Source organism: Solwaraspora sp. WMMA2080 (assembly GCF_027497395.1).
GTDB lineage: Bacteria > Actinomycetota > Actinomycetes > Mycobacteriales > Micromonosporaceae > Micromonospora_E.
Genome location: NZ_CP114910.1, coordinates 4,898,717 through 4,922,723, shown reverse-complemented (window position 1 = coordinate 4,922,723; position 24,007 = coordinate 4,898,717). Strand labels below are relative to the sequence as shown.

Genomic DNA, 24,007 nt, shown 5'->3' with positions numbered 1-24,007 from the left:
GGTTTGATCGGTCGGGCATGCGCGTCACCCCCACACCACGCTTCGCAAGTGGACGTACGGACGGCCGTCCGGGTCGTCGTCGACCTGCGCGTGGACCTCGTAGACCTCGGCGATCCGGGCCGGTGTGAGCACCTGTGCCGGGGAGCCGGCGGCCACCACCCTGCCGCCGTTCAGCAGCACGATCCGATCGCAGAACCGCGCCGCCAGATTGATGTCGTGCAGGGCTGCTATCACCGTCGGCGGGCCGGCCGCCAACCGTTCCAGCAGGTCCAGCTGGTAGCGGACGTCCAGGTGGTTGGTCGGCTCGTCGAGCAGCAGCACCTGCGGTTGCTGCAGCAGGGCACGGGCGATGTCGACCCGCTGCCGCTCCCCGCCGGACAGCGTCGACCAGCGCCGGTCGGCGAAGCCGGCCAACCCGGCGTCGACCAGTGCCTGCTCGGCGGCGGCGAGGTCAGCGGCCGAGCTGGCCGCCAGCAGCGGCCGATGCGGGATCCGGGCCAGCAGCAGCACGTCCAGCACCGACATGTCCGCGTCGGAGGCGTGATGCTGGGTGACCACGGCGAGCCGCCGGGCCAGCACCCGGCGCGGCATGGACCGGGTGTCGACCCCGTCGAGCAGCACCCGGCCGGAGTCGGGTCGCTGCAGGCCGGCGAGCACCCGCAGCAGGCTGGACTTGCCGGAGCCGTTCGGGCCGAGCAGCCCGACCAGGTTGCCGTCGGGCGCGTCGAGGGTGACGTCGGCGAGCAGCGGCTTTCCGCGTACCGCCCAGGTGATCCTCTCAGCCCGCAGTCTCATGCCGGCACCTGCCGGCGGCGGATGAGCAGCGCGAACGCGGGCACCCCGAGCAGCGCGGTGACCACCCCGACCGGCACCTCCTGCGGCGTGAACACGGTCCGGGCGGCGGTGTCCGCCCAGATCAGGAAGGTGGCACCGATGACGGCGCAGGTGGGCAGCAGGATCCGGTGCCGGGAACCGACCAGGTACCGGGCGGCGTGTGGCACGGTCAGCCCGACGAAGCCGATCGCGCCGCTCGCCGCGACCAGCACCGCGGCCAGCAACGCGGTGGTGCCGAACAGCAGCGCCCGCACGATGACCGGGGAGAATCCCAGCGACTGGGCGACGTCGGTGCCGAACGCGAACGCGTCCAGCGCCGGGGTGGCCGCCCAGCAGATCAGCAGCGCCCCGGCGGCCACGGCTGCGGCCAACGCCACCGTCGACCAGCCGGCCATGGTCAGCGAACCGAGCAGCCAGAAGGTGACCCCCCGGGTCTGCTGCGGTGACGCGGCGGAGACCACGATCAGGCTGGTGACGGCGGCGAACAGCTGGCCGACGGCGACCCCGGCGAGCAGGATCCGGGACGGTTCGGTCCACCGTCGACCGGCCAGAGCCAGGGTGGCGAGGAACGCGGCGACCGCACCGGCGAACGCGCCGCCGGTGAGCGCACCGGCGCCGACGCCGAGCCCGAGGACCAGCACCGACACCGCGCCGGTCGAGGCACCGGCGGAGATGCCCAGCAGGTACGGGTCGGCGAGCGGGTTGCGGGTCAACGCCTGCAGCACCGCGCCGCAGACCGCCAGGCCGCCGCCGACCAGCCCGGCGAGCAGCACCCGGGGCGTACGCAGGTTCCACACGATGCTGTCGGCCAGTGCGGGTAGCGGCTCCAGCGGCAGCCCGAGGTGTACGCCGTGGGTGCGGAACACGTCGGTGACGGTCAGATCGGCGGTGCCGATGGTGGTCGCCCCGGCGACGCTGAGCGCCAGCGCGGCGACGGCGAAGATCAACACCGGTGCCCGGGTACGGGTGCCCCGTGCCGCCCGTACCCGGGTCCGGGTGGTCGGCGGCGTCCGCGACGGGGTGAGGGTCATCGGCGGCCGAACACCACGTGGTCGTCGAGGTACTGCCAGACCGTGCCGACCTCGGTGAACCCGGCAGTACGCAGCGCGGCGAGGTGAAACTCCAGTGGCGCGTCGGGCGGCTTCGGGCGGTCGGCGAACCGCCGTTGCCGCTCGGCGACCAGCGCGGCGAGGGCCGGTACCCGGGCCGCTTCGGTGTGCCAGTCCTGGTAGCGCAGCGCCCCGGCGGCGAAGCCGGCCTGCTGGGTGCGTTCGTCGTGCCGCTGTGCGACCGCCGCCAACGTCGGATGCTCCGGCCCGAAGTGCAGGTGGTCGGCGTTGAGCAGGATGCCGCCGGGACGCAGCAGCCCGGCGGCGGCGGTGTAGACGGCGAGCAGTTGTGTCGGGGTGAGCCAGTGCAGGGCGGTGGAGCTGAGCACCGCGTCGACCTGGTCGACGCCGAGCCGGTCGGCCCAGTCGTCGGCGACCAGGTCGACGTCGCGTACGTCGATCCGGTCGCCGTGACCGGCGAGTGCCCCGGCGGCGATACGCAGCAGAACCGGGTCGTAGTCGACGGCGACGCACCGGGCCCGGGGCAGCGCGGCGAGCACCCGGTCGGAGATCGCTCCGGGCCCGCAGGCCAGGTCGAGCACGGTGATCGGCCGGTCACCGAGGTGCAGGCTGAGCAGGTCGAGCAGCACCTGGAAGCGGTTTTCCCGGTAGGCGACGTACGCGGACTGCTGGGTGTCCCACAGGTCGAGCAGCCGCCGCGCCTCGGCGGGGTCGAGCGGCGGCGCGGTGGTCGGGTCAGGTGTCAGGTCGGGTGCGGGTTCGGTGGTCAGGTCGGTCACTGGTTCAGCTCCTTGAGGGCGGCGGCGACCGCTTCGACGGCGGTGACGCTGCGTACGGACGGGTCCATCGACGAACCGGGGACGGTGATGAACCGGCCGGCCTTGACGGCGTCGAGTGCGGCGGTGGTCGGGTTGCTCCGCATGAAGTCGATCTTCGACTGGGCGCTGTCGCCGTCTCCGCCGCGGGTCAGGTCGGCGAGGACGATCACGTCGGGGTTGCGGGCGGCGATCTCCTCCCAGTTGCCGGCCGGCCAGGTCTGCTCGGCGTCGCCGTAGGCGTTGCTCACCCCGAGTTCGGCGCTGATGGCGGCGGGCACGCCGCCGGCTCCGGCGACGTACGGGGTGGCGGTGCCGGAGTAGTACCAGAGCAGGTCGGTGCCGGCCGGGGCGTCGGCGGTCGCGGTCGCGGCGGCCAACCGGTCACGCTGGTCGGCGACGACCTGCTCGCCCCGCTCGGCGACGCCGAAGATGGTGGCGATCTCGGTGATCTCGGTGAAGATGCCGTCGAAGTGGAACTCGGTCTCGCCGGTAGCCGGGTCCTCGCAGGCGAACCGGGACAGGTAGGCGGGGACGTCCAGGGCCGCGAGGTCCGCGCGCGGGCCGGCGGCGTCCGGGCCGTACGCGGAGGTGAAGGTGGAGTAGACGAAGTCGGGTGCGGCGTCGAGGACGGCCTCGCGGTTGGGGTAGAGGTCGGCGAGTACCGGCACGTCGGCGTAGTCGGCGGCCAGTTCGGGCAGCACCGGGTCGGTCTGGTAGCTGGTGCCGATCATGTGGTCGGCCAGCCCGAGGCTGAGCATGATCTCGGTGGCGTTCTGTTCCATGGTGAGGGCACGGCGCGGCGGTTCGGTCACGGTCAGCGTGGTGCCGCAGTTGGTGATCTCGACGGCACCGGCTTCCGGGGGCGCAGCGGCCTCGGCATCGACATCGGGGCTGGCGGTGGCACAGCCGGACAAGCCGACCGTCAGCACCACCGCCAGCCCAGCGGAAACGGTAACGGTTTTCATGTCGGCAAGCTAACACGGCTCCGCCGCAGGTCAAGCAGGGGGTACGGGCTCCGAGCGCGCCGACGGCGCTGAGTTGTGAGTCAGGAGCCTGGGACGAACCGGACCCGGAACAGCGCCGGCCAGTACTTGCCGGTGATCAGGAACTCGTCGGTGCCGGGCACCGCCGCGATGCCGTTGAGCACGTCCACCCCGGCCCGCTCCGCACCGGCCAGCAGCCCACCGGCGTCGACCTCGGCGACCACCTGCCCGCTCGCCGGGTCGATCCGGACAATCTCGTCGGTCCGCCAGACGTTCGCCCAGACCTGGCCGTCGACGCATTCCAGCTCGTTGATGTCGCGTACCGGCGTACCGGCGCGGGTCACCGTGACCGACCCGATCTGGTCGAAGGTGGCCGGATCGCGATAGGTGAGCCGGTCGGTGCCGTCGCTCATCACCAGCCGGTCCGCCGCGTCGTCGTGGCAGATGCCCCAGCCCTCGCCGTCGTAGGTCACCTCGCGCAGCACGTCGAGGGTTTCCCGGTCGCGCTCGTACGCGACACCCTCCCGCCAGGTGATCTGCCAGATCCGCGACTCCAGCACGGTGATGCCCTCGCCGAAGACGGTGTCCGGCAGACTCACCCGACGCCGCACCGTGCCGCTGGCCAGGTCGACGACCCGCAACTCGGACTCGCCGTACTGGCCGGTGCCCTCGTACAGGTCCGAACCGACCAGCTCCAGCCCCTGGGTGAACGCCGCCGTGTCGTGCGGGTAGCGGGCCAGCACCTCCACCCGCAACTGTTCGACGGGCACGACCGCCGCGGACCGCCCGTCGACGAGCGGTACCGTCGCCGGCCCGGCGGACCGCGACCCGGCGTATGCCGCGGCGGCGGCCACTGTGACGGCGGCCAGCAGCACCACCACGGCCCGTCGCCGACCCAGCACGCCGCCCACCTCCGCTCCGCTCACGGCTGCACCCCCGCGCACGGCTCCGGTCCGCCGTCGGGTCGTCGACAAGTGTCGCGCACCGGCGGCCGGGTGTCCCGCACCCGGCGGACGGGCCGGGACGCCCGAGCCGACCAGCGTGTGTCGATCACGATACGGCCGGGGTCACCTCGACCACGATCTTCGATCGGGGATGCTCCTCGACGAAGTACCGCACCGCCTCGGCCGCGCGGTCCAGCGGAAACGTCCGCTCCACCGGGAGGACCATCCGGCCGGCCTCGATCAGCTCGGTCAGCTCCCGCAGCGGCTGCTGCCCCGGCCTGGCCAGGAACCCGGTCACCCGTTGGCTGACGAACGGCGCCCAGACCTTCGACCGCAGCAGCCGGCCCACCGGGCCGAACCAGCGGCTACCCGTACCGCCACACAGGACCAACGTCCCGCGCGGGGTCAACGCCCGGCGGCAGTCGGTCAGCCGGTGCCGACCTGCCACGTCGAAGATCAGATCCCACTGCCGACCCGACCGGGTGAAGTCCTCGCGGGTGTAGTCGATCACGTCGTCCGCGCCGAGTGAGCGCACCAGGTCGACGTTGCGGTCCCGGCAGACCCCGGTGACCTCGGCACCGAGCGCCTTGGCGAGCTGCACCGCGAAGGTGCCGACCCCGCCGGAGGCCCCGTTGACCAGCACCCGTTGACCGGGCTGGAGCCGGCCGTGGTCCCGCAACCCCTGCCAGGCCGTGACCCCGGCGAGCGGCACCGTCGCCGCCTGCACCGGGGTGACGTTCCCCGGGGTACGCCAGGCCCGGTCGGCGGGGACGGCGGCATACTCGGCGAAGCTGCCGCTGTCGATCTCGGCGTACACCCGGTCGCTGGGGCGGAAGTCGCAGACCGCCGCGCCGACCGCGACGACCTCGCCGGCGACGTCGCGCCCGCGCACCTTCGCCCGCGGGGCGGACAGGCCGAAGGCCAACCGGGCGAGGTACGGCTCACCGGTGACGAACACCAGGTCGGCGTAGTTGATCGAGGCGGCCTGTACCCGTACCAACAGCTCCTTGTCCGTGATGGACGGACACGGCAGCTGCCGCACGGTCAGCACCTCGGCGGACCCGTAGCGGTCCTGGACGATCGCCCGCATGGTGTCGGTGACCGGGGTGGTCCGACCGGCGCTCATTCGACGGTCCGCAGAATCTGCTCGATGGCGCTGGTCCGGGTCCGCAGCTCGGCCAGGTCGGCCGCGACCCGCTGCTGCGTGTCGACCGAGTTCTCAGCGAGTTGCTCGTAGCGGCGGACAAGCTGACGCATCGCCTCCTCCTGGCTGGCGAGCAGCTTCGTCTTGCGGAACTCGTGCAGAGAGGCGACGACCACCACGATCAGGAACACGCCGAGGGTCAGTACGCCGAGGATGAACACGACATCTGGCCAGGTGTTGCCGCCCTCTGCGGCGAAGACGTACATCAGGACTTCTCCTTACGCGCGGGGCCCGCTGCCGACGGGTCCGGTCCGGTGAGGGTGGTCGCCGCCGCGGCGAGCGTCGACGGGGTCAGGTGCAGGGTGAAATCGGCAACCTCGTAGTACTTCATGGCTTTTCCGTCCTCGGACAGCTCGAGACTCCCGACGATCAGGCCGGCGGCTTCCAGCCGCTGCAGGTGCATGTGCAACAGCGGACGACTGATGCCGATCTCGCGGGAGAGGTGACTGACGTAGTCCCGACCGGCGGCGAGCCGGCCGAGGATCCGCAGCCGCAGCGGGTTGGCCAGCGCCGCCAGCTTCTCGACCAGATCGTCACCGGAGGGCGTGGCCGATGTCATCGCTCTCCTTCATGTGTCATGTCTATCTGACAGGTGAAAGCGTAACAGGACAGGACCACCCCGCCAACGGACGCTGAGCAGTCGCAGTCGTCCGGCCACGCGAACGTCGGTGCCCGGCTGACCTAAGGTTGACCCATGGCCAGCATCTCCTGGGCGGATTCGTACCTCGGACAGCTACGGGCGCTGGCCGGCGACCGTACCCTGATGTTCGTCGGTGCCCGCTGTGTGGTCCGCGACCCCGACGACCGGGTCCTGCTGATCCGGCGGTCGGACAACGGGCTGTGGGCGCTACCGGCCGGCGCGATGGAGCTCGGCGAGTCGATCGCCGGCTGCGCCGCCCGGGAGGTCTACGAGGAGACCGGGCTGCGGGCCGCCCGGGTCACCCCGTTCGCCATGCACACCGGCGCCGACTACACCTTCACCAACATGTTCGACGACACGTACCAGCTCTTCGTGGTCTGCTTCCGGGTCGACGGCTTCGCCGGCGAGCTGCTGACCGTCACCGACGAGACCACCGACGCCGGGTTCTTCGCGCACGCCGAGATGCCGGCCCCGTTGGCCGGCACCGTCGGCGAGACCCTCACCGATCTGGCCGCCTTCGAGCACTCCGGCCAGCTGGTGTTGAAGTAGACCCGGACGCCTACGGGCTATCCGGCGAGGTCGGCGGAGGTGGTCTGCGACTCGACCTCGCCGCGCAGCTCCCGGTCCGGCAGCACCAACGTGATCAGCACGGCGACAACCGCGACCATGCCGGTCACCAGGAACACCGTGTGCAGCGACTCCACGAAGGCGTACTGGATGGCGTCCCGGACCGGGTCGGGCAGCGCCAGGATCACCGCCGGCTGGTCGATCGAGATCTCCGCGCCGCCGGCGGCGGCGATGTCGGCGGCCTGCTCCGGCGGCAGCTGGGCGATCGCGGCGGGCATCCGGTCGGCCAGCTCACCGGTCAGCCGTGCGTTGAGCACCGCGCCGAGGATCGCGACCCCGAACGAGCCGCCGAGCGTCCGGAAGAAGGTCACCGTGGAGGTGCCGGCACCCAGGTCGCGCAGCGGGATCGCGTTCTGCACGGCGAGCACCAGCGACTGCATGGACAGCCCGAGCCCGACACCGACCGCCACCATCACCAGGAACGCCTGCCAGAGCGGGCTGGTCACCTCCAGCTGAGTGAAGAGCAGACCACCGGCGACCAGCGCCCCCGAGCCGGCCACCGGGAACCACTTGTACCGGCCGTACCGGGTCATCGCCCGTCCGGCGGCCACCGAGGTGACGATGATGCCGGCCATCATCGGCAGCATCAGCAGACCACTGGCCGTCGGTGAGGCGCCCTTGACGATCTGCAGGTAGAGCGGGATGAAGATGATCGACCCGAACATGGCCAGACCGAGCACGAAGCCGGCGGCGTTGGCCAGCGCGAAGGTCGGTTCCCGGAACAGCCTCAGCGGCAGGATCGGCTCGGCGACCCGGGACTCCTGGACGAGGAAGATCGCGGCGAGGACCGCGCCGACGGCGAACAGTCCGATGATCACCGGGGAGCCCCAGGCGTACTCGCCGCCACCCCAGCTCAGCGCCAGCAGGATGGCGCTGACCCCGGCCACCAGCAGGGTCGCGCCGAGCCAGTCGATCGCGTGGTCCCGCCGCCGGAACGGGATCAGCCGCATCACGTACCAGCAGATGACCATCGCGATGATCGCCAGCGGCACGTTGATGTAGAAGATCCAGCGCCAGTTCGTCTCCGCGAAGTAGCCGCCGGCCAGCGGCCCGGCCACCGACGCCAGGCCGAAGACGGCGCCGAACAGGCCCTGGTAGCGCCCGCGGTCGCGGGGCGACACAACGTCCGAGATAATGGTGAACGCAAGGGTCATCAGACCGCCGGCGCCGAGCCCCTGCAGGCCCCGGGTGACGATCAGCTGGGTCATGTTCTGCGACATGCCGGCCAGCAACGAGCCCAGCAGGAACATCCCGATCGCGAACAGGAACACCGGTCGGCGGCCGATCAGGTCGGCGGTCTTGCCGTACAGCGGCGTCGACGCGGTGGACGCCAGCAGGTACGCGGTGACCACCCACGAGTAGTGGTTGATCCCGCCCAGCTCGCCGACGATGGTGGGCAGCGCCACCCCGACGATGGTCTGGTCGAGCGCGGCCAGCAGCATCCCGGTCATCAGGCTGGCCAGCAGCAGCAGGATCTGCCGGCGACTGAGCGCTGGCGCGACCCGCTCCTCTGTGGTCGTCATTGTGGTGTTTCCCCTTCCCCCCGCGGACAGCGATCCGCCGGATCCGTCCCCCCGTAGCGGGCGGTGATCGTCTCGTTGAGCCGGGTCAGCAACCGCCCGAACTCGCTCATCTCGTCCGGGGACCAGTCGGCCAGCAGGTCCCGCATCGCGCCCACCCAGATCGCCCGGTTGCGGGTGTAGACCTGCACGCCGAGCTCGGTCGCCGCGATCACGCTGGCCCGCCGGTCGGTGGGATCCGGCGTACGGGTGGCCAGCCCGGCCGCCTCCAGCGCGGCGACCTGGCGGCTCACCGTGGACAGGTCCAGGCCGAGGCCGTCGGCGAGCACGCTGAGCCGGGCCGGTCGGTCGCCGGCGATCCGCACCAGCAGGGTGTACGCCGCCCGCTCCAGCGGCGGGTCGAACCGCAGCCGTTGGTAGAACATGTGCACCGACCGGTGGAAGACGCCGAACTGCTTGCCGAGGGCGATGAGCTCCGCGTCGGGACCGGTCGGCGGGTCGGTGTGCACCGCCGATCTCACCCAATCCGATAGTTGCTTGCTACAAGCATTCTGCCATGCCGGAGCGGAAAGCCAACCGATATATCTGTGATCCCCGACATGTACCGACCCGCACGTTTGACCGCGCCCGTCCCGGGCACCCGCTGCCCCATGCGGCCCTCGTCCAACGACCAGCGGCACCGCACCGGGCCGGCCGGCCCTGCCGGACCGCCCGGCGGCGCCGATCCCACCGGCCTCGGCGACCTCGTCGCGCAGTGGTCCGGCCACCCCGTCCTGGTCGTCGGTGACGCGATGCTCGACGAATGGCGGTTCGCCACCTCCACCCGGCTCTGCCGGGAGGCACCCGCCCCGGTGCTCGCCCTGGACCGGCGCCAGATCGCCGCCGGCGGTGCCGCGAACACCGCGGTCAACCTCGCCGCGCTCGGCGCCCGCCCGCTGCTGGTCGCCCCGATCGGCGTCGACCCGGTCGGCGACCAGGTGGCCCGCTGCCTGCACCGGGCCGGCGGGCAGGACCGGATGGTCGCCCAGCCGGGCACCCGTACCCCGGTGAAACGTCGGCTGCTCGCCGCCGACCAGATCCTGCTCCGCGAGGACGACGGCGGGCCGGCCGGCCCGCTCCCGGCCGAACAGGTCGAACGGCTGCTCGCCGCGCTCGTCGCCAGCACCGAGGAGATCCGGCTCGGCCCCGCCGAGCCGGATGTCGACGGCACCGGGGCGAATCCCGACGTGGTCCGGCCCGACCTGGTCATCTGCGACTACGGGCTCGGCGCGCTGCCCGACCGGATCCGCCGATGGCTGATCCGGCACCGGGACCGGTACGGCACCGTGGCCCTCGACGCCCACGACCTCACCCGGTGGTCCGGGCTGCGACCGACCCTGATCACGCCCAGCATCGCCGAGGCCGCACCGGTCGTCGGCGAACCCACGCCGGACCGCGACCGCGTCGCCGCCGCCCGGCGGCTGCTGCCCCGGCTGCACGCCGCAACCGGGGCGGACCTGGTGGCGGTGACCCTGGACACCGACGGCTCAGTCGTCGGCGACCGCAGCGGCGCCACGCACCACTGCCGTACCGAACCGGTCGCGGCCAGCCGGGCGGTCGGCGCCGGCGACACCTACCTGGCCGCTCTCACCCTGTCGGTGGTCGCCGGTGCCACCCTGCCGGTCGCCGGCGAGCTGGCCCAGCTCGCCGCCGCGCTGACCGTAGGAGACTGCGGCACCTGCGTCTGCCACCGAGACACGCTGACCGACGCGTTGACCGAGGCGTTCCCGGCCGCGGCCGAAAGCGGCGGCCGGCGGGTCACCACCCCGGCTGCGACCCCGGCCGCCGGGACCGACCCCGCCGACCTCGTCGAGCAGGTACGCGTACAGCGTGCCGCCGGAGCCCGGATCGTCTTCACCAACGGCTGCTTCGACGTGCTGCACCGCGGGCACGTCGGCTACCTGGCGGAGGCCGCCGCCCTCGGTGACCTGCTGATCGTCGCCGTCAACTCGGACCACAGCGTGCGGCGGCTGAAAGGGCCGGACCGGCCGGTCAATCCGGCCGAGGACCGGGTCGCCGTGCTCGCCGCGCTGACCAGCGTCGACCACGTGGTGGTCTTCGAGGAGGACTCCCCGGCCGGGCTGATCGAGCGGATCCGGCCGGACGTCTACGTCAAGGGCGGCGACTACCCGCCGGACATGGTGCCCGAAGCGCCGCTGGTCCGCCAGCTCGGCGGGGCGGTGCACATCCTCGGCTACGTCGCGGACCGGTCCACCACGGCGGTCATCGAACGGATCCGGTCGGCGGCCGCCCCGATCAACCCGACCAGCGGGCCGGCCGGCCCACCCGAAGCGCACCCGGAACCCCAAGCACACCCGGAAGGAGCCCGATGAGCAGACCGCTGCCGCCCGGGGACCCGGTCGAGTTCCGCCGCAACCGGCTGCTCGACGTACTCGTCCCGACCCGCAACCGAGCCGCCGAGCTGGCCGCCACCCTCGCCGGGCTCGCCGCGCAAGATGCCCCCGACGGGTTCGGGGTGGTGGTCAGCGACCAGTCCGACGGCGGGCCGGCGTGGGCCGACCCGGCCGCCGCCACCATGGTGCGGGCGCTGCGGCACACCGGTCACCCGGTGCTGCTCACCCGGCGGCTGCCCCGGCGCGGGCTGGCCGAGCACCGGGCGTACCTGCTCAGTCTCTCCACCGCCCGACTGGTGCTCATGCTCGACGACGACGTCTGGCTCGCCCCCGGCACGATCGACCGACTGGTCACCGCGATCACCGAACTGCGTTGTGGCTTCGTCGGCAACGCCGTACACGGATTGTCCTACCTGGATGACGTACGGCCGCAGGACCACGACGGGTACGTCGAATGGGACGGCCGGCCGGAGCCGGAACGGATTCGCCCCGGTACGCCGCAGTGGTCGCGCGCCCGGCTGCACTCGGCCGCCAACCTGCTGCACGTCACCGAACGGCTCCAGCTGGGCGAGGGCCAGTGGCGGGCGTACCGGGTGTCCTGGATCGGCGGGTGCGTGCTGTTCGACCGGGCCAAGCTGGTCGCCGCCGGCGGTTTCGACTTCTGGCCCCGGATGCCGGTCGAGCACCAGGGCGAGGACGTCGCCGCCCAGCTGGCGGTGCTCAGCCGCTACGGCGGTGCCGGCATCGTGCCCAGCGGCGCGTTCCACCTGGAGTCACCGACCACGGTCACCGACCGGCGGGTCGAATGCTGGCAGCTGCTGCTCGACGAGGAGGACACGACCGGGTACGCCCCGGCGGCGGCCGACAGCGGGTCACGGCATCAGCGGCAGGAGGTCGGACCGTGACGGTACGGCTGGCCCGCCCGACCACCACGATCTGGCAGCTGGACGTGGCGGTGCTGCGTACCCTCGTCGAACTGCTGCCCGACGGCGAGGCGGCGCTGCTGGTCGACGCGCTGCCGCCGCTGCTGGCGATGGCGGCCCGTCCGGACCCGGACCACCGCCCGGACCCGGAGCACCGGCCGGAGCGGTTCGACGCCGCCGAGCTGGTCCGGCGGGTCCGCCGCCGGACCGCCCGGTACGACGCCGACGACCGGACGGTTCGCGACGGTGTGCGGTCCGCGTTGGACCGCGTCGCCGGCTACTGCCCGGCCGGGGTGCTGTACCGGGTGCAGCTACCGTTGCCCGACGACGTCCGGAAGTTGTTCCCCCCGCCGGTCCAGGTGCACGCCGCCGGCGCCGGCTGACTCCCCCCAGCCGCCGGACGCCGCAGGAGCCAGCTCCAGCACCGCGTCGACCACCTCGGCGACCGGCACGTCGGTCACGAACGACTCCTGATGGCCACAGTCGCGCCCGTCGCCCCGGGCCGGGAAGCCGACCGTACTGACGTCCATCCCGCACACCGGGCAGTGGATGGTGAACGCGGCCAGCGGGCGGTGCCGGCCGCGTACCGGCGGGGCACCGTTGAGCAGGTTGCCGATCCAGTAGATGCCGACCGTCGGCGCGCCTACCGCGGCCGCCAGGTGCAGCGGGCCGGTGTCGTTGGCGACCAGGACCGCGCAGCCGGCCAGCAGCCCGGCCAGGCCGCCCAGGCTCAACTCGTCCACGACGGTCCGCACCGGCCGGGCCGTCGCCGCGCTGACCTCGGCGACCACGTCCCGCTCCGGCCCGGTGCCGGTCACCAGCACCTCGAAACCACGGTCGGTCAGCGCGTCGGCGACCGCTGCGAACCGGTCCGCCGGCCACCGTCGGCGCGGGTCGCTGGCCCCCGGGTGCAGCACCACCCTGGGCCGCCGGGCCGGGCCGAGCACCCGGTCCGCCTCGGCCCGGTCGGCGCCGGTCACCGGCACCGTGGGCTGCAGCGTCACCGGTTCGGCACCGACGAGCCCGGCCACCTCCAGGTAGCGGAACACCTCGGGCTGGTAGTAGACGTACCGGATCCAGTGGTCCAGCGGCGGCGCGTCGGCCGCCCGCAATCCGGCGGTGACCCGCGCGCCCAGCGCCGCGACCAGCGGATTGCTGTTGCGGCCGCCGCCGTGCAACTGCACCGCAAGGTCGAACGACTCACGCCGGGCCCGGTCCAGGAACTGGGTCATCGTGACCGGCTCGTCGTCGGGCTGCGCCGCCCGGATACCGTCCGCGGCCGGCACCACCAGCACCCGGTCCACCGGGCCCGGCCGGTCGGCCACCGGCCGGGCATCCAGCCAGCGGGCATGCCAGGGCGCGCCGAGCAGCACCAGCTCCGCCTGCGGGTACGCGGCCCGCAACGCGGTCAACGCCGGGACGGCGAAAATGAAGTCACCGAGCGCGTTGGCGCGCAGCACCGCGATCCGGTGCACGTCCGGCACCAGCCGGTCGCCGGCAGCGTCGACGGTCAGGGCCAGCGTGGCCGGCCGGGCCGGGTCGGCGGTCATCGGGCGGTGCTGGCCTGCTGCCGCTGCGGGTCCGCCTCACCCGCGTACGGATGGTGCATCTCCCGGTCGGCGGCCGGATCGATCTCCTCCGCGACGGTCCCGGTGCCGTCCGTGGTGATCCGGACCTGTTCGGCCCGGCCGGACCGGGCGGCGACCGAACCGGCGGTCGGCTGCTGGTGCTGCGGCCGGCCCACGGTGATCGACCGGCGGCCGCCCGGCTCGGCCCGGGGCATCGTGACGGTGAGCAGTCCGTGGTCCATCACCGCGTCCATCCGGTGTACGTCCACCCCGCTGGGCAGGCGCAGCCGGTACTCGAAGCCGCGCTCGGTCGAACCGGTGTCCGCCAGCCCGTTGTCGACGTTGACCTCCTGCTCGGACCGGCCCCGCAGGCACAGGTCCGCGCCGTCGATCTCCACCGCCACCTCCTCCGGCGCGACGCCGGGCAGCCGGGCGACCACCCGCCAGCCGTCGTCGGTGTCCAGCAGCTCGACCTCGGGTACGCCGGCGTCGCCGCCGAAGACCCGGCCCAGCTCCGACCAGAGCGACTGCAGACTGCCGATCGGATCCCAGCCGCGTTCCTGCATCTGGTCGCGGGGTTGGCTCATCGGACACCTCCCGTGCGGTTCGGCCGGGCGGGAGGGTGGACCCGCCCGGTCAGTGGGGCAGCATCCCCGGCGCGTACCCCTGGATCGGGGCGGCAAACCCGGTGCGGTGCCGGCGCTCGGCGACCGGGGCTAGGGCCGGGCTTCGGCCCGGACCGGCGGCGGCGGGGCCGGCCCCGGGGTGGGTTAGGGTCGTTGCCGTGGCGGAACTCGATGTCATCACCGAGCGGTCGGATCCGGCGGTCCAGCGGATCATTGACGTCACCAAGCATTCGCGATCCGTCGTTCGCACCGTGCTGATCGAGGACACCGAGCCGCTCGTGCAGGCGATTCACGCCGGGCTGGAGTTCATCGAGGTCTACGGGGTGCAGACCAGCCCGCTGGCCGACGAGGTGATCACCGCATGCCGGCGGGAGAGAATCCCGGTCCGCCTGGTAGCGGCTCCGATCATGAACGACCTGTTCCGGACCGACAAGAAGCCCAAGGCGTTCGGGATTGCCCGGGTCCCGAGACCGTGGAGCTTCGACGAGCTGTCCCGGACGACCGGCGACCTCGTCGTCCTGGACGGGGTGAAGATCGTCGGCAACATCGGGGCCATCGTGCGCACGTCGTTCGCGCTCGGCGCCGGCGGCATCGTGCTGGTGGACAGCGATCTGACCACCATCGCGGACCGGCGGCTGATCAGAGCCAGCCGGGGCTACGTCTTCTCGCTGCCGATCGTGCTCGCGTCGCGGGCCGAGGCGACCGGATACTTCCGGCGCACCGGCATCCCGTTGATCGCCTTCGACGCCGACGGCGATCTCGCGGTCAGCGATCTGCGTGACGCGGACGAGCAGCTCGCCCTGCTGCTGGGTAGCGAGAAGACCGGCACGTCGCGTTCCTTCGAGAGCATCTCCCGCCATTCGGTGTCGATCCCCATCGACCCGGCCGCGGAGTCGCTGAACGTCTCCGTCTGCGCCGGGATCGCACTGTACGAGCGTTACCACTGGAACCTCGCCGACCGTCGGCGCCCGCCACAGCCTGCGGCGCCAGCTCAGCAGCAGCCCGCCAAGCGCCGCACCAGAAGGCCGGCGTCGTCGTCCGGCGGGCCGGGCCGCCGCCGCTGACCACCTCAACGAGTTGGTTGATCCGCCGGCTGCCACCGCAGATCGGGCCCATCGTCGACGTCTATACGCGTTGGTGACTTCAGGTGCTTTCCTTGCAGCGATAGGTTACCTCCATGGTCCGGACTACCGGTTCAGGCTTGATGCCAGAGGTGCATCAAGATGCACCTCTGGCATCACGTCATCGAACACACCCTTGGCCCCTCGGAGCCGGCGAGGGGCATCTCGCCGAGGCACCGACCACCACCCGCCACTCACGGTGTCCCTGTACGACGCGGTGAACTCCGGCCGGCTCCACCTCGCCCGCCTACGTACGGCCGGTCTGCCGCAGCCCCGCGCGTGCGACGGTCGGATCCGTCCTGGTGATCGACGGCGCCGGCCCGGCGCTGACGACGGCACGGCCGAAACCCCGTTGGGCGGCGTCGCCTGCTCTACGGCGGCGGATAGAACATGCCCTGCGCGGTCACCGACGGACTGGCCGCCGACTCGTTGCCGGCGGCGTCGACGGCGACCACCGTGTACGTGTGCCAGGTCCCCCCGCCCACCGGCAGCGTCAGCTGGGTCCCGTCGGTCGCGCCGACGACGGTCGCTCCCTCGTACACCCGGTAGCTGACGGCGGGCTCGCCTCCGACGGAGGCAGACCACACCAGGGTGAGCCGAGCGTCGGTGGGCCAGTTGCCGGGGGTGTTGCCGGTCACCTCGAGCGACGCCGGTGCCGCCGGCCGGGCGGCGGGACCGGGTGCGGTGGTGACCCGCGCCGGGGCGGAGCGTGGGGTCTCGCCGCAGGGCTGAGGGAGGGTCGCGCTGACCCGGTAGACGTGCCGGGACGCCGACGGCAGCCCGGAGACGACCGTCTCCGGGTAGCGGGAGGTGGCGACAGCCGTGTCACCGTCCCAGACGGTGTACGAGGTGGCGGTCGCGTCGAAGGTCCAGCTCAGCCGCACCGACGACGGGGAGAGCGCGGTCGCCGCCAGCCCGACCGGCCGGGGCGGGCTGCCCAGGCAGGTCTCGGTGCTGGCTGACACCGCCGGGCTGTGCGCCGACTCGTTGCCGGCGGAATCGAGCGCGGCGACGGTGAAGCGGTGCCAGGTGGCGTGGAAGAGCCGCTGGACGGTGGCCGTGGTGCCGACGCTGACGGCGACCCGGGTGCCACCCTCGTAGACCGCGTACCGGTCCGGCGGCGGTCCGGCCGGCGCGGTCCAGGCCAGGCTGATGGTGGTGTCGGTGCGCCCGGTGACGGTCAGGCCGGTAGGCGGGCCGTGCGGCGCGGGATCACCGGCGGCGGTCGTGGCGCTGGTCGAGCCGACCGGTTCGGTGGATCCGGGACCGCACTGGTTGAGCCGGTAGAGCCGGATCTGGTGATCGGTGGCGGGCGCCAGACCGCCGACCCGGGCGCTGGTCAGCGACGTCCAGCCCAGGCTGACGCCGTTCACCCGCAGTTCCAGCTCGCCGCCGAGCGGATGCCGGGGCCAGGAGAGCGAGACCGCCGACGCGGTCGCGGCGGTGACGGTGATCGGCAGGGTCGGGGTCGGCAGACACTCCGGGTTGACCCCGGAGAGCCAGGAGCGGCCGGTCACCGGGTCGGTCGGCGCCGACTCCCGGCCGCGCCGGTCGACGGCGGTGACGGTGTACGCGTGCGACGACCCGAAGGGCACGCTCATCGTCGTCGAGGTGGTGCTGGTGCGGGCGACCACTTCTCCGCCCTCGTACACCCGGAAGGAGTGGACCCGTGGCCCGGTGGGCGGTTGCTGCCAGGTCAGGCTGATCGCGACGCCGTTGGTGCTGGCCCACAGCGCGGTTGGGGTCGTCGGGCCGGCCGGTCCGCCGTACCGCGCGGCGGCGGGGGATGCGCCGAGCAGGATGACGGCGATGAGTGCGGCGCTGGTCAGCGCGGCGGCGCCGCGCCAGTGGGATGGGGTACGCACGGCTGTCCCTCCGTTGACACCAACCAGTTATCGATTTCGATCGATCACATCTAGGGAACCGGTGCGTCGACGCCATGTCAAGCGCAGGCCGACCACACCCGCGGGCATCGCTGCGCTCATCGCCGCCAATCCCACCCATACCCCGCAGACCGACCAGGTGCCGCGCGGTGACCGACGGTCTTGCGGAAGGTTGAGACGCCGCCGCACCCCCACCCTGAACTGAACAGCTAAGTGGACAGAGGGTCCGGCCCATCAAAAAGACCCTTATGTCATGACAAAAATGAACCAGTTCTTGTTTGAGTTGCAGGCTTGAGATATTCAGATGGTGATAGAGAACTACCGATCATGACGTCTATTTGGATTACTGACTGGGGACCGGCAACACAGAACAAAAGATGATCTGGCACCACCCAGACGTGAACTGGTTCTCACAAAGAAGTTCACGCATGACCGACACTCGATGGACCGCAGCAAGATTCAGGCCCACACCAAGGGATCGCGCTCTTCGTTGATCAAGGCGCATTTTTGGTAAAGGCCAGAGCACCCCGCAAGGCTAGCCGTTTCATCTGTTGGAAAGTGCGCCTCCACCGCACGCCCTGCGTTCAACGCGATTGGCCGCCCCTTCGGCGGTGATCGACAGAACGACCTGCGATGGAGAGAACGTGAACATCTCCCACGAGTACGACAGCGCCCTGTCCCCGCCTGCACCAGAGCCCTGCTCCATCGCCATGGTTCGCGCCGCCGCACAGATCGCGACGTATCCGATCCTGGTCGTCGCCATGATCGTGGTCAGCGTGATCGCGCTCGCCTATCTTGCAATGTTTGAGCGTCTGATCCCGTACGAGCCCAACTGGCACCCGAGCCTACGTGAGTGGCGCCGGTACGGGATCTACTTCCTGCTTACCCTGCTCGGCGGCGGGCTGGCACAGCTGCCGATCATGGCTGTCGTCGGGGCGGTCGCCGCACCCCAGGGGTGGCTGCCGCTGTGGGTGGAGATGCCGTTCGCGCTGCTGCTCGGCTCGCTGGCCAACTATGTGATGCACCGGCTCGGGCACACCAACGCCTGGCTGTGGCAACTCCACGGAGTGCACCACGCGCCGGACAAGGTCAATGTCGGCAACAACGGCGTCAACCACATCTTCGACATCGTGCTCGCCCAGGGTGTGGTGCAGTTGACGCTCGCCTTCGCCGGCTTCTCCGAGCCGGCCGTCTTCGTCATCGGCCTGTTCGTCATCGTGCAGGGCTACTTCATCCACGCCAACATCGACGTACGCATCGGTTGGCTGAACTATGTCTTCACCAGTCCGGAGCAGCACCGTCTACATCACGGCACGGACCTCGCCGAGGCGGGAAATTTCGGCTCCGATCTGTCGATCTGGGATCAGCTCTTCGGCACCTTCACATGGCGTTCGGGTCGCCGCCCGGTAGCGATCGGGCTGCACAATCCGACATCGTTCCCACCGACCGGCGACGTCGTTGCCAGCCTGTTGCACCCGTGGCGCGCCCGCGCCGGTGCCGAGCGCCTGCGCCGGCACACCGGTTCGGAGATCGTCGCCCAGGAGACCCGGGAACAGGCCCGCGAATACATCGAGTTCTGCGCCCGTACCCCGAACCTGGGGTCCGTCGCGGCACCGGTGACGGTGATCAGCGACCAGGACCGGATGGAGTTCTACGCAGCGGGTACGCGCGGCAGCTGGGCTGGCGCGTCACGCAGCCACGACGGCCTGCTCGCCGGGTTCGGCACCCACGCCGAGATGTTCGACCAGGAATACGCCTCCCGCAACGCCGGCCTGGTCCGTGACGTCCTGGCGGGCTCCGGTGCCGAACACGGCTCCGGTTCCGGCACCGGTTCCGGCACCGGTTCCGCCGCCGGAGAACGTCCCGCGCCCGCTATGAACCCCGACCCGTCGCTCGCCCCAGTGGACTGACCATCAAGGAGGCACCGACCATGCCAGAGTCGAAACCCGCCCGGGAAACGATGATCATCATCGGTGGTGGCCTCGGTGGTCTCGCCACCGGCTGCTACGCGCAGATGAACGGCTACCGCACCCACACGTTCGAGATGCACGAGTTGCCGGGCGGCTGCTGCACCGCCTGGGACCAGGGTGAGTTCACCTTCGACTGGTGCGTGAGCTGGCTGCTCGGCAGCGGGCCCGGCAACGACATGCACCAGATCTGGCTCGAACTCGGCGCGCTGCAGGGCAAGGAGATGCGCGACTTCGAGACGTTCAACATCATCCGTGGCCGGGACGGGCGGACCGTCTACTTCTACTCCGACCCTGACCGGTTGCAGGAGCACCTGCTGTGGCACTCGCCCGCCGACGCGCGGCTCATCCGCGACTTCTGCGCCGGAATCCGCACCTTCAAGAAGCTGCTCAACGCCTACCCGTTCCTCAAGCCGGTCGGCCTGATGCGGCCGTGGGAACGGTGGCGGATGCTCGCCGCCTTCCTGCCGCACTTCAACACCATCCGCAGGTCGATCACGACACTGATGACCGACTACTCCGCCAAATTCAAGGATCCGCTGCTGCGGGAGGCGTTCAACTTCATCCTGTACGAGCGACATGCGAGCTTTCCGGTGCTGCCCTTCTACTTCCAACTCGCGGCGCACGCCGGGCGCACCGCCGGCGTGCCGGAAGGGGGTTCGCTCGGGCTGGCCCGCTCGATCGAGCAGCGCTACCTGCGGCTCGGAGGCAAGATCACGTACAACGCGAAGGTCGACGAGGTGCTGGTCGAGAACGACCGGGCGGTCGGGGTCCGACTCAGCGACGGACGTGAGCACCGCGCCGACATCGTCGTCGCCACCTGCGACGGGCACACGACGGTCACCAAGCTGCTGAACGGCCGCTACCTCAACGAGACCTACCGTCGCCTGTACACCGAGACCATCGACGAGCCAGGCCAGATCTACCCCGGGTACGTCAGCGCGTTCTTCGGCCTCGACCGGCCGTATCCGGACGCAGACCCGTGCACCACTCACCTGCTGTCGCCCGAGGAGGCGACGGACCTGGTCGGCATCGGCGAGCACCCCAGCGTCAACGTACAGTTCCGCAGCCGGCACTATCCCGAGCTCTCCCCGGCGGAGACCTCGGTCGTGTTCGTCACCTTCTTCTCCGACACCGGCGCCTGGCGGCAGCTGGTGGCGGGACCGGAGCAGGCGAGCCGGGTCCGCAAGGGCCAACTGCTGCACACCCTGCGGGTGCGCCGTGGCCGCACCTACTACGCCGCGAAGCGACAGGTGCGCACCGCCCTGCTCGGCCTGCTGGACTAGCGTTACCCCGGGCTCGCAGACACGGTCGTGGCGCACGACATCGCGACACCGCTGACGCAGATCCGCTACACCGCCAACCACGACGGCTCGATCGCCGGCTGGCAACCGTTCGTCGACGGCGGCGAGACGATGGAAAAGGAGCTGGAAAAGCACGGCCCGGTGCTCCCCGGGCTGGCCGATTTCTACCTGGCCGGGGTCTGGACCACGATCGGCGGGCTCATCCGGGCGGCTGCCAGCGGCCGTCATGTCGTGCAGTTCATCTGCCGCGACGACGGTCGGCCCTTCACCGCCGACATCGACGACACGGCGCCGCCGCCCACGCAGGTGACGGTGCCCGTGCCGGCCACACCCTCGCTGGCCTCCCCGGCCGAGGGACACCCGTCCGTTCTCACCCGGCAAGGAGCCTGACTTGAAGATCGCGAAGTGGGTCGTGCGCGAGCATGTCGACGGCGTCCCCGACGTCGGCCGGATCTACGAGAAGGTGACCGAGGAGGCACCGGTAGCGCTCGGTGACGACGAGATGCTGTTTCAGACGCGGTACGTCTCGGTCGATCCGTACCTGCACGGGCTCGCCCTGGAGACGCCGGTCGGGCAGCACATGATCGCCGACTCGATCATGGAGGTGGTCGAGGCCGGACCGGACGCCCGCTTCCAGGTGGGAGACCTGGTCCAGGGCTATGGCGGTTGGCGTAGCCACGTCGTCGGCACCGGCGGCGAGGTGCTGTGGCAGGGGGAGACGTTCCCGATGGTCTTTCCCGCCTACCGCAAGCTGAATCCGCAGCACTACGACGACGTGCTGCCGGTGACGACGGCGCTGGGAATCATGGGAGGGCCGGGCATCACCGCGTGGGGCACGCTGACGCATTTCCTGACGGTCCGCCCTGGTGACACGCTGGTGATCAGCGGTGCCTCGGGGGCCATCGGGACCCTGGTCGGGCAGCTCGCCAAGCGGGCCGGTGCGCGGCTGGTGGGGACTACCGCGTCCGCGGAGAAGGTCCCGTTCCTCACCGAACTCGGCTTCGACGCCGTCGTCGAGTACCGACACGGTGACGAGCCGGGCCGGGTACGGGAGGCGCTGGTCAAAGCCGCCCCGGACGGCGTCGACAGATACTTCGACAATCTCGGTGGCACGGTCACCGACATGGTCTTCACGATGCTGAACGTGCACAGCCGGGTCGCGGTCTGCTGGCAGTGGGCCACCCAGGTGGGCCGCGAACAGACCGGGCTACGTCTCCTGCCGATGATCATGTACCCCCGTGCGACCATCCGGGGCATGTTCGCGCACGAGTGGTTCACCGAGGAGAACCTGTCGAAGATGCGCGACGAACTCGGCGGCATGGTCCGTCGCGGGGAACTGAGCTACCAGCAGACCGTCCACCACGGATTCGACGAGATTCCGAACGCGTACCACAGTCTCTACCACAACCGGGGCGGTAACCGGGGCAAGGTCCTGGTCGCCGTGTAGCTTGCAGGGAGCCGCCAGGTGCCCTCAACCTGATCGCCGGTAGGCGTTCGTGGGGTTTCCGGGGGGCGATTCAAAATTCCATCGATGAAACGAGGCCCTGACCAGCGAACTTGCCGGTCAGGGCCTCTCCTGGAGCCGCCTGACGGAATCGAACCGTCGACCTACGCATTACGAGTGCGTCGCTCTGCCGACTGAGCTAAGGCGGCAACGATCAACCAGTGTACGGCACCGGGCGGCGATCACGCCGGGCGGCCGAGAGGCACCGACGGGACGGCCTGGGCCGACCACGGGTGACAGGCGTCGATGACCGACAGTAGGCTCCGGACGTGTGACGGACGAACCGAGCACGCCTGCCCCAGCCGCCGACCCGGCCGGCCCCGGCCCAGCCGGCCCCGGCCCAGCCGGCCCCGGGCCGGTCGATCCGGCCCCACCCGCCGCCGAGCATCACCGGCCCCGGTCGCTGGACCCGAGGGAGCTCGGCTTCACCCCCCGGCCCCCGGTGCCCTGGCTGGCCCCGATGCTGCTGCTCAGCACCGGCCTGCGCACCCTGCTGGCGACGCTGTTCGGCGCCTACCTCGACAAGCGGGAACTGCAGGGCGCGCTCCCCGGCGACGTGCACCACCACGACGCCGTCGACGGGGAGCTGTGGATCGACTACGTGGCCGACCTCGGTGACGGCTTCCCGGCGACCTACTCGCTGGCGTACCTGCTGGCGCAGCCGGAGCTGGACGTCGACGGCGCCGGCCGGCTGCGCCGCGGCGACCTGCTGGTGATGGGCGGCGACCAGGTCTACCCGGCGGCCAGCGGCGAGGCGTACGAGGACCGGAGCAAGGGGCCGTACCAGGCGGCCTTCCCGAAGCCGCCGGTCGGGCAGCCGCGACCCACGCTGTACGCCATCCCCGGCAACCACGACTGGTACGACGGGCTCACCGCGTTCCTGCGGCTGTTCGCCCGTCGGCGCGACGCCACCATCGGCGGCTGGCGGACCGAGCAGAAACGGTCGTACTTCGCCACCCGGCTGCCGAACGACTGGTGGCTGTTCGCCATCGACGAGCAGTTCGGCGCGTACCTGGACGACCCGCAGCTGATCTACTTCGAGAAGGCGGCCGAGCAGCTCAAGCCGGGTGACCGGGTGATCCTGGCCGTGCCGGAACCGACCTGGGTCAAGGCGGTCGGCGACCCGCAGGCCTACGACGCGGTCGACTACTTCCTGCGTACGGTGATCGAGCCGACCGGTGCCCGGGTGCCGCTGACGATCTCCGGCGACCAGCACCACTACGCCCGCTACGCCAACCCGGACCGGCAGCTGATCACCTGCGGGGGCGGCGGCGCCTACCTGTCGGCGACACACAAGCTGCCCGAGCGGATCACCGTACCGCCGGTCGACACCCTTGCCCGCAACGCCAGCCCGCAACGCGACTACGAGCTGGCCGGCCGCTACCCGGACGCGGCCCGGTCCCGCCGCTACAGCTGGGGGATCTTCCACCGGCTGCCGCGCCGCAACCCGGGCTTCGCCACCCTGCTCGGCACCCTGCAGACGCTGCTGATGCTGGCCGTCGCCGGGGTCATCGTCTCCTGGGCCGACCCCGACAACCAGCGGCTGTTCAGTATCCCGCTGGTCGCGATGGTGGTGCTCACCCTCGCCGCGTCGGTGCTCTTCGCCAAGCCGCCGAGCGCCAGCGGCGCCCGACATTCCCGGCACTGGCTGCTCGGGCTCGGGCACGGTGTCGCGCACATCGCGCTGGCCTGGGTCGGTGCGCTGATCTGGCTGGAGCTGCCGTTCGTCGACTGGCCCTGGCCATTGCCGGTGGTCGCCGCCGCAGTCGTCTACGGCCCGGTCGCCGGGCTGGTCGCCAGCCAGTTGACCGCCGGCTACCTGGTGCTGGCCGGTGCGTTCGACGTCAACCTCAACGAGCTGTTCGCCGGGCAGGGCATCGAGGACTCGAAGTGCTTCATCCGGATGCGGATCGCCGCCGACGGGTCGCTGACCCTCTACCCGGTGGCCGTCGACCGGGTGTGTCGGCGCTGGCGGGCCGACCCGCAGGCCCCCGCGCACGCCCCGTGGATCGTGCCGGAGCAGCCGCTGGCCACCCGACTGGCCGAGGAACCGATCACCATCCGCTGAACCGACGACG

General features: G+C 71.3%; 23 protein-coding genes and 1 tRNA gene. 10 read left to right on the top strand and 14 right to left on the bottom strand.

What is annotated here, in order from left to right:
* Positions 1-24: 24 nt before the first annotated feature.
* The 8 genes from O7543_RS22425 to O7543_RS22390 all read right to left on the bottom strand — a co-directional run bounded on the left by O7543_RS22425 (position 25) and on the right by O7543_RS22390 (position 6,412).
* A complete protein-coding gene (locus tag O7543_RS22425) occupies positions 25-795 on the bottom strand; it encodes an ABC transporter ATP-binding protein (protein WP_281552036.1) in 771 nt (256 codons plus the stop codon).
* Positions 792-1,865 carry an iron chelate uptake ABC transporter family permease subunit gene (locus tag O7543_RS22420; RefSeq protein ID WP_281552037.1) on the bottom strand — a complete coding sequence of 358 codons (1,074 nt, stop codon included), beginning with the start codon at positions 1,863-1,865 and terminating at the stop codon, positions 792-794. Before O7543_RS22420 ends, O7543_RS22425 begins: the two co-directional genes overlap by 4 nt.
* Positions 1,862-2,683: a class I SAM-dependent methyltransferase gene (locus tag O7543_RS22415; RefSeq protein ID WP_281552038.1), complete on the bottom strand. Its 822-nt coding sequence runs from the start codon at positions 2,681-2,683 to the stop codon at positions 1,862-1,864. The genes O7543_RS22420 and O7543_RS22415 overlap by 4 nt, the downstream gene beginning before the upstream one ends.
* Positions 2,680-3,687, bottom strand: coding sequence for an ABC transporter substrate-binding protein (locus O7543_RS22410; RefSeq protein WP_281552039.1), 1,008 nt, complete (start codon positions 3,685-3,687; stop codon positions 2,680-2,682). Before O7543_RS22410 ends, O7543_RS22415 begins: the two co-directional genes overlap by 4 nt.
* Positions 3,688-3,767: 80 nt before the next feature.
* Complete coding sequence (locus O7543_RS22405) at positions 3,768-4,631, bottom strand: glutaminyl-peptide cyclotransferase (protein ID WP_281552040.1); 864 nt, start codon at positions 4,629-4,631, stop codon at positions 3,768-3,770.
* A 124-nt stretch (positions 4,632-4,755) separates the two neighbouring features.
* Complete coding sequence (locus O7543_RS22400) at positions 4,756-5,739, bottom strand: NAD(P)-dependent alcohol dehydrogenase (RefSeq protein ID WP_281555743.1); 984 nt, start codon at positions 5,737-5,739, stop codon at positions 4,756-4,758.
* Positions 5,740-5,771: 32 nt separating this feature from the next.
* Positions 5,772-6,059, bottom strand: coding sequence for a hypothetical protein (locus O7543_RS22395; protein ID WP_278173392.1), 288 nt, complete (start codon positions 6,057-6,059; stop codon positions 5,772-5,774).
* Positions 6,059-6,412 carry a winged helix-turn-helix domain-containing protein gene (locus tag O7543_RS22390; protein ID WP_281552041.1) on the bottom strand — a complete coding sequence of 118 codons (354 nt, stop codon included), beginning with the start codon at positions 6,410-6,412 and terminating at the stop codon, positions 6,059-6,061. Before O7543_RS22390 ends, O7543_RS22395 begins: the two co-directional genes overlap by 1 nt.
* Before the next feature lie 135 nt (positions 6,413-6,547).
* On the opposite strand from O7543_RS22390, the gene O7543_RS22385 reads away from it, so the two are divergent.
* A complete protein-coding gene (locus O7543_RS22385) occupies positions 6,548-7,042 on the top strand; it encodes an NUDIX domain-containing protein (protein ID WP_281552042.1) in 495 nt (164 codons plus the stop codon).
* Between the two features lie 17 nt (positions 7,043-7,059).
* Here O7543_RS22385 and O7543_RS22380 read toward each other — a convergent pair whose 3' ends face one another.
* Both O7543_RS22380 and O7543_RS22375 read right to left on the bottom strand, forming a co-directional pair.
* On the bottom strand, positions 7,060-8,643 hold the full coding sequence (locus O7543_RS22380) for an MDR family MFS transporter (protein ID WP_281552043.1): 1,584 nt from the start codon (positions 8,641-8,643) through the stop codon (positions 7,060-7,062).
* Entirely contained in the window at positions 8,640-9,161 is a 522-nt protein-coding gene (locus tag O7543_RS22375; RefSeq protein WP_281552044.1) for a MarR family winged helix-turn-helix transcriptional regulator, read from the bottom strand. The genes O7543_RS22380 and O7543_RS22375 overlap by 4 nt, the downstream gene beginning before the upstream one ends.
* A gap of 129 nt (positions 9,162-9,290) precedes the next feature.
* On the opposite strand from O7543_RS22375, the gene rfaE2 reads away from it, so the two are divergent.
* Genes rfaE2 through O7543_RS22360 form a run of 3 tightly spaced genes read left to right on the top strand, consistent with a single transcriptional unit; the run spans position 9,291 to position 12,339 of the window.
* The gene (rfaE2, locus tag O7543_RS22370; protein ID WP_281552045.1) at positions 9,291-11,012 is read left to right on the top strand and encodes a D-glycero-beta-D-manno-heptose 1-phosphate adenylyltransferase; all 1,722 of its coding nucleotides are present in this window, start codon (positions 9,291-9,293) and stop codon (positions 11,010-11,012) included.
* Complete coding sequence (locus O7543_RS22365; RefSeq protein ID WP_281552046.1) at positions 11,009-11,938, top strand: glycosyltransferase family A protein; 930 nt, start codon at positions 11,009-11,011, stop codon at positions 11,936-11,938. Before rfaE2 ends, O7543_RS22365 begins: the two co-directional genes overlap by 4 nt.
* Positions 11,935-12,339: a DUF2267 domain-containing protein gene (locus O7543_RS22360; RefSeq protein WP_281552047.1), complete on the top strand. Its 405-nt coding sequence runs from the start codon at positions 11,935-11,937 to the stop codon at positions 12,337-12,339. Before O7543_RS22365 ends, O7543_RS22360 begins: the two co-directional genes overlap by 4 nt.
* Here the strand turns inward: O7543_RS22360 and O7543_RS22355 are convergent.
* Positions 12,268-13,506, bottom strand: a complete 1,239-nt coding sequence (locus tag O7543_RS22355) for a glycosyltransferase family 9 protein (RefSeq protein WP_281552048.1) — start codon at positions 13,504-13,506, stop codon at positions 12,268-12,270. The two genes, O7543_RS22360 and O7543_RS22355, sit on opposite strands and share 72 nt — an antisense overlap.
* Entirely contained in the window at positions 13,503-14,111 is a 609-nt protein-coding gene (locus O7543_RS22350; RefSeq protein WP_281552049.1) for an Hsp20/alpha crystallin family protein, read from the bottom strand. Before O7543_RS22350 ends, O7543_RS22355 begins: the two co-directional genes overlap by 4 nt.
* A gap of 197 nt (positions 14,112-14,308) precedes the next feature.
* Between O7543_RS22350 and nshR the strand changes: the two genes are divergently transcribed.
* Positions 14,309-15,214 carry an NshR/TsnR family 23S rRNA methyltransferase gene (nshR, locus tag O7543_RS22345; RefSeq protein ID WP_281552050.1) on the top strand — a complete coding sequence of 302 codons (906 nt, stop codon included), beginning with the start codon at positions 14,309-14,311 and terminating at the stop codon, positions 15,212-15,214.
* 428 nt (positions 15,215-15,642) lie between these two features.
* On the opposite strand, the gene O7543_RS22340 is transcribed toward nshR, so the two are convergent.
* Complete coding sequence (locus tag O7543_RS22340) at positions 15,643-17,136, bottom strand: fibronectin type III domain-containing protein (RefSeq protein WP_281552051.1); 1,494 nt, start codon at positions 17,134-17,136, stop codon at positions 15,643-15,645.
* Positions 17,137-17,798: 662 nt separating this feature from the next.
* On the opposite strand from O7543_RS22340, the gene O7543_RS22335 reads away from it, so the two are divergent.
* From O7543_RS22335 to O7543_RS22320, 4 genes are read left to right on the top strand one after another with little or no spacing between them, the layout of a single operon-like run.
* Positions 17,799-19,064: a sterol desaturase family protein gene (locus tag O7543_RS22335; RefSeq protein ID WP_281552052.1), complete on the top strand. Its 1,266-nt coding sequence runs from the start codon at positions 17,799-17,801 to the stop codon at positions 19,062-19,064.
* Between the two features lie 20 nt (positions 19,065-19,084).
* Positions 19,085-20,407, top strand: a complete 1,323-nt coding sequence (locus tag O7543_RS22330; protein WP_281552053.1) for an NAD(P)/FAD-dependent oxidoreductase — start codon at positions 19,085-19,087, stop codon at positions 20,405-20,407.
* A 27-nt stretch (positions 20,408-20,434) separates the two neighbouring features.
* Positions 20,435-20,815 carry a hypothetical protein gene (locus O7543_RS22325; protein WP_281552054.1) on the top strand — a complete coding sequence of 127 codons (381 nt, stop codon included), beginning with the start codon at positions 20,435-20,437 and terminating at the stop codon, positions 20,813-20,815.
* Position 20,816: 1 nt separating this feature from the next.
* On the top strand, positions 20,817-21,872 hold the full coding sequence (locus O7543_RS22320) for an NADP-dependent oxidoreductase (protein ID WP_281552055.1): 1,056 nt from the start codon (positions 20,817-20,819) through the stop codon (positions 21,870-21,872).
* 130 nt (positions 21,873-22,002) lie between these two features.
* Here the strand turns inward: O7543_RS22320 and O7543_RS22315 are convergent.
* Positions 22,003-22,078 (bottom strand) — tRNA-Thr (locus O7543_RS22315).
* A gap of 122 nt (positions 22,079-22,200) precedes the next feature.
* On the opposite strand from O7543_RS22315, the gene O7543_RS22310 reads away from it, so the two are divergent.
* A complete protein-coding gene (locus O7543_RS22310; protein ID WP_281552056.1) occupies positions 22,201-23,997 on the top strand; it encodes a metallophosphoesterase in 1,797 nt (598 codons plus the stop codon).
* Positions 23,998-24,007: the final 10 nt, after the last annotated feature.